At 65.6% G+C, this 4,148-nt stretch carries 4 protein-coding genes; 1 reads left to right on the top strand and 3 read right to left on the bottom strand.

Features of this window, described 5'->3' with window-relative positions:
• Positions 1 to 417: DNA/RNA non-specific endonuclease (locus DM995_RS21965; RefSeq protein WP_198669400.1), on the bottom strand; the 417-nt coding region annotated here is incomplete at its 3' end.
• Between the two features lie 625 nt (positions 418 to 1,042).
• Entirely contained in the window at positions 1,043 to 1,321 is a 279-nt protein-coding gene (locus DM995_RS16785) for a hypothetical protein (protein WP_116970158.1), read from the bottom strand.
• Positions 1,322 to 1,587: 266 nt separating this feature from the next.
• On the opposite strand from DM995_RS16785, the gene DM995_RS16780 reads away from it, so the two are divergent.
• Positions 1,588 to 3,078 (top strand): lipopolysaccharide biosynthesis protein, encoded by a 1,491-nt coding sequence (locus DM995_RS16780; RefSeq protein WP_116970157.1) that lies wholly within the window; start codon positions 1,588 to 1,590, stop codon positions 3,076 to 3,078.
• 21 nt (positions 3,079 to 3,099) lie between these two features.
• Here DM995_RS16780 and DM995_RS16775 read toward each other — a convergent pair.
• The coding region (locus tag DM995_RS16775; protein ID WP_198669399.1) for a S46 family peptidase at positions 3,100 to 4,148 on the bottom strand (1,049 nt) is incomplete at its 5' end.

The raw sequence follows: 4,148 nt of genomic DNA, 5'->3' as shown, positions 1-4,148 counted from the left end.
CTGATCTTTGGCCTTGGGCTTGTAGCTGTTGTCGATTGTTCGTTGGTGCCTCACACCATCGATGCTGTAGAAAATCTTCAGCTGGCTTGGCCGTCTTGATCCTTCCGGATAGTTGGGAATAATCGTCACCTTAACCGTCTTGCGTTGTGCCAGGGCATCGGCCCATTCCTGCTCAAGCACCCTATAGGCTCCCCGGTTTGCGGAAGCATCCTGGGCAAAGTGATTGAAGGCATCACTCGGTCCATTGAACCGATTGGCGATGAAATGGCCACCGTCGTCGGTCGGAAGCCTGTCTGGCTTTCCTGCATTGCGCTGGGCCGCACGCGATCGTGGAGTCTTCGCCTCATCGGTAAGCGTACCGTCAATTCGGCGGGTGTTGTCCAGCTCGTCCAGTTGGAAGACATAGCCATTTCGCACCACCTTGCGCCAGCGGGGTGTGCGTATTGGCCGGGCCGGTGCGGGCCTGACCGATGGCCTCGGCCGGAACGGCGCTGGCCCGGGTATGACTCGGAGAGGGGTGGATGGCTTGCGCGGAACTGGTCTCGGCACGAACCTAGCCGGCGATGAATCGCCAAATGAGCCACTGGCGCCGGCACCGCCATACGATCCGTTGCCCGGTTTGAATCTGCCGCGCTTGCGCGGTGCCGTCGCAGTCGAGGAGCCCCTGCCGCCCGAACCATAATACCGGCCCTGGCCCGCGGAGGTGAAGCGTCCGTCGTCCGGGTCGTGCCAGGGGTTGAACTTGCGCTCGATCGCTGCGGTGGCGTCAGGGTCGGGCCAGCGGCCTGTCCGCATCCAGAGTGCAAAGCCGCATTGCTGTCCATGCGCCGAATCCCGCATCTTGCCGCTCCTGTCAGGAAAAACGGCAGGAACATATCAGCAACATTTTCCAACAAATCAATCGTCAGTGGACCGGTTGGAGCTGTTCACGGCAGCTGATTGATCCGAATCCGATGCATCTCGATGATTCTTGGTATCACGCACAAAAAACGACGGCGGATCTTTCGATCCGCCGCCGCCTGCTACCTTCGAAGGGGAAGGTTTACTGGTTGTTCGTGGTCGTGCCCGGCACTTCGCTGGGAGCGACTTCGCCGTTATCGTCCATCGCATTGGCCTTTTCTTCGCCGGCGTCTTCGACAGCGTCAGCCTGTGCGTCCAGGGCTTCTTCCTGGGCTTCGGTCGGGGCCTGATCGGCCGCGTCTTCCAGCGCGTCAGACTGGGCTTCAGCCTGGTCTTCGACCTGGTCGGCCTGCTCGCTCTGGCAAGCGCCGAGGCTGATAAGGCCAATGCTGGCAACGCTGGTGAGAATCAGTTTACGCATGTTTCGCTCCACTACCCTGTTTCATGCACAATGCATGAACGCCACTACGGGCGGGCGCGCGGGTGGTTGCCTGGCCGTGCGAATTTTTTTGCACCGCTCTTGGTACCGACCCGCCCCGTGCCGCGCGCGACGCGCTGCCTAGCCAAAGCGCGCCAAAGCTGCTTAAGAGCGAGCGGGAGTTGGGCCTTGGAACGCTTGTTTTGACATCACCGCCGCCGCAGAATGAGCCTCGAGCGCCGGATCTTGCGTCCGGCCCCGGCAAGACTGTGCCGGACGACCAGACCGAGGCGCAGGGCGGCGACATCCAGGCGCTCGCCAAGGGCGGGCGGACCAATTTCTTCGGCTTTCTGCTGCGCCTCGCCGCGCGCCTGCCCTTCCTGTTCATTGCCGGCCGGCTTTACGGCGCCGAGGCGCTGGGCCGCTTCGCCTATGCGGTGCTGGTGGTCGAGTTCGCCGCGCAGATCGCGACCCTGGGGCTGAAGCGCGGCCTCGCCGCCCAGCTCGCGCGCACCTCGCGCCCGCACGCGCAGGTCGTGGCCGACGGCCTGCTGGTGAGCTTCATCGCCTCGGCACTCGCCGCGACGCTGCTGATGCTGCTGCCCGAGATCATGTTCCCCAACAGCGCCGCGGGCGAGATCGACCGGCTGCTGCCGCTGGTGATCTTCGCGGTGGCGGGTTCAGACGTCGCGCTGGCGGCGCTCGCCTATCGTTTCGACATCGCCGCCACGGTGCGCGCACGCTCGATCATCGAACCCTGGACGATCAGCATCACCGCCTGGATCTTCTATTACCTGACCCCCGATGACGGGTTGATCCTCTCCTATATTGCCTCGATGGTCGCGGCATTCGTCGCCTCGATCATCCCCATGCTGCGCAACTACGGGTGGCCTGTCGGCTGGCAGCCGCGTCCGCTGAAGCTCGCGACGATGGCGCGGCGCAACGCTCCGCTGGCCGCGGCAGATGCGATCGAATGGGGCAGCCGCCGCCTCGATCTGGCGGTTCTCGGCCTGTTCGCCTCGCCGGCCGTCGTCGGTATCTATTATATCGCGCAGCAGGTCGCGAGCCTGCCGCAGAAGCTCAAGACCAGCTTCGACCCGATCCTGGGCCCGGTGATCGCGCGCAACCTGCAGAGCGGCAAGATGGCTGAGATCGCGCGCCAGGTCAGCCAAGTCGGCTTCTGGATCATCGCCGCGCAGCTGGGCGTCGCGCTGGCGCTCGGCATTCCGGGCGAGGGCGTGATGGGGCTGGTCGGTCCGAATTTCGTCGGCGGCACCGGCGCACTCGCTTTCCTGCTCGCAGCAGAGGTCGTCGCGGCGACCGCAGCGGTGAGCGAGGCCGCGCTCGTCTATATCGCGCGGCACCGCAACCTGATGATCTCGCTCGCCATGCTGGCGCTGCAGGGGGGCTTGAGCGTCGCGCTGATCCTCACCGCGCAGGCCATGGGCCTGCCCCCGCTGTTCCAGGCGGCAAGCGTCGCGCTGGCGCTGGCGCTCGCGCTCGGCTTTGCCTCGATCGTCAAGGCGCGGCTGCTCTCGAAGCTGCTCGGCGCGCCGGTCAACGGCTGGCGCTGGGCTTTGGTCTGGGCGGCAGCGGCGGCGACGGCGGTGGGCTGGGGCTTCACCAAGCTGCCCGAATGGGCCGAGCTAGCCTTCGGCATCCCCGCCATTCTGGGCGTCTATGGCTGGGTGATCTGGCGGCGCGGCTTCGGTCCCGAGGATCGCGAACTGTTCCGCACCCGCAAGGGCAGCGCCGAGTAGCGCTGCCCCTGGCGAGCAGATTTACTGGCCGACGCCCATTTCGGTCAGCAGGCGCTGCGCCCCATCGACCTTGTCCATCGTCCACAGCATGAAGCGGCTGTCGACATGGATGGTGCGGTTGATGCCGGCATCGTACGACCAGTCCGACACCACGCCGTCGAGCGTGCCGTCGAACGCTAGCCCGACGAACTCGCCGCGTGCGTTAAGCGTGGCCGAACCCGAGTTGCCGTTGGTGATATCGACGGTGGAGAGGAAATCGACCGGCAGCGTGCCCAGCTTCTCGTCGGCGTAACGCCCGAAATCGCGCGCCTTGAGCTTGTCGATCGCGGCCTTGGGCGCATCGAACTCGCCGCGTCCGGTCTGCTTGGCGACCAGGCCCTCGGCGGTGGTGAACGGCGTCCAGACCAGCCCGTCGCGCTGCTTGCCCGTCACCTTGCCATAGGTAAAGCGCAGCGAGCCATTGGCATCGGGATAGAGCGTGCGGCCCTGTTCCCTGGCGAAGGCGATTTGCCCCGCCATCACCGCCGAGCGCGCCGCCTGGAGGCGACCGGCGCGCTCCTTGGCCTTTTCCTCATCAGCCTTCTGCCCCGGATAGGCGGCGACGGCGAGCTGGATGAACGGATCGGCCGAAGCCTCGAACTCGGCTGCGGGCTTGTCCATCCAGCCCAGCCGGTCGGCGGTGATGCCGAGGCGCGTATCGGCATAGAGCTTGTCCATGCCCAGTTCGGCGATCTTCGCCTCGAGCGGCGCGTTGCGCTTTTCGGCGGCGACCTTGGCATATTCGCCCAGCGCCTGTTCGAACAGCACGCGGTCGACGCCCGCATCGAATCGGCGCTCGACCTGGGTCAGCCGCTCGCGCAGCGCGAGGCGATCGCGATCCTGATAGCCCGGCTCGCGCTGGGCATCGGGCTTCTCGCGCTCCTTAGCCCAGCGATACAGCAGTTGCGCCGCGGTGAGCAGCTGCGCGCGGTTGACCGTGGCGAGGCGCAGATTGTCCACGCGCGCCTGGTTCGATTCGGCGACGAGCGCGTCGAGATCGGTCAGCGCCTGGCCATACATCTTCGTGCGCG

It is taken from the genome of Blastomonas sp. UPD001, assembly GCF_003426715.1.
In the GTDB taxonomy this organism is placed as follows: domain Bacteria; phylum Pseudomonadota; class Alphaproteobacteria; order Sphingomonadales; family Sphingomonadaceae; genus Blastomonas.
This window is presented reverse-complemented; position numbering and strand designations above follow the sequence as displayed.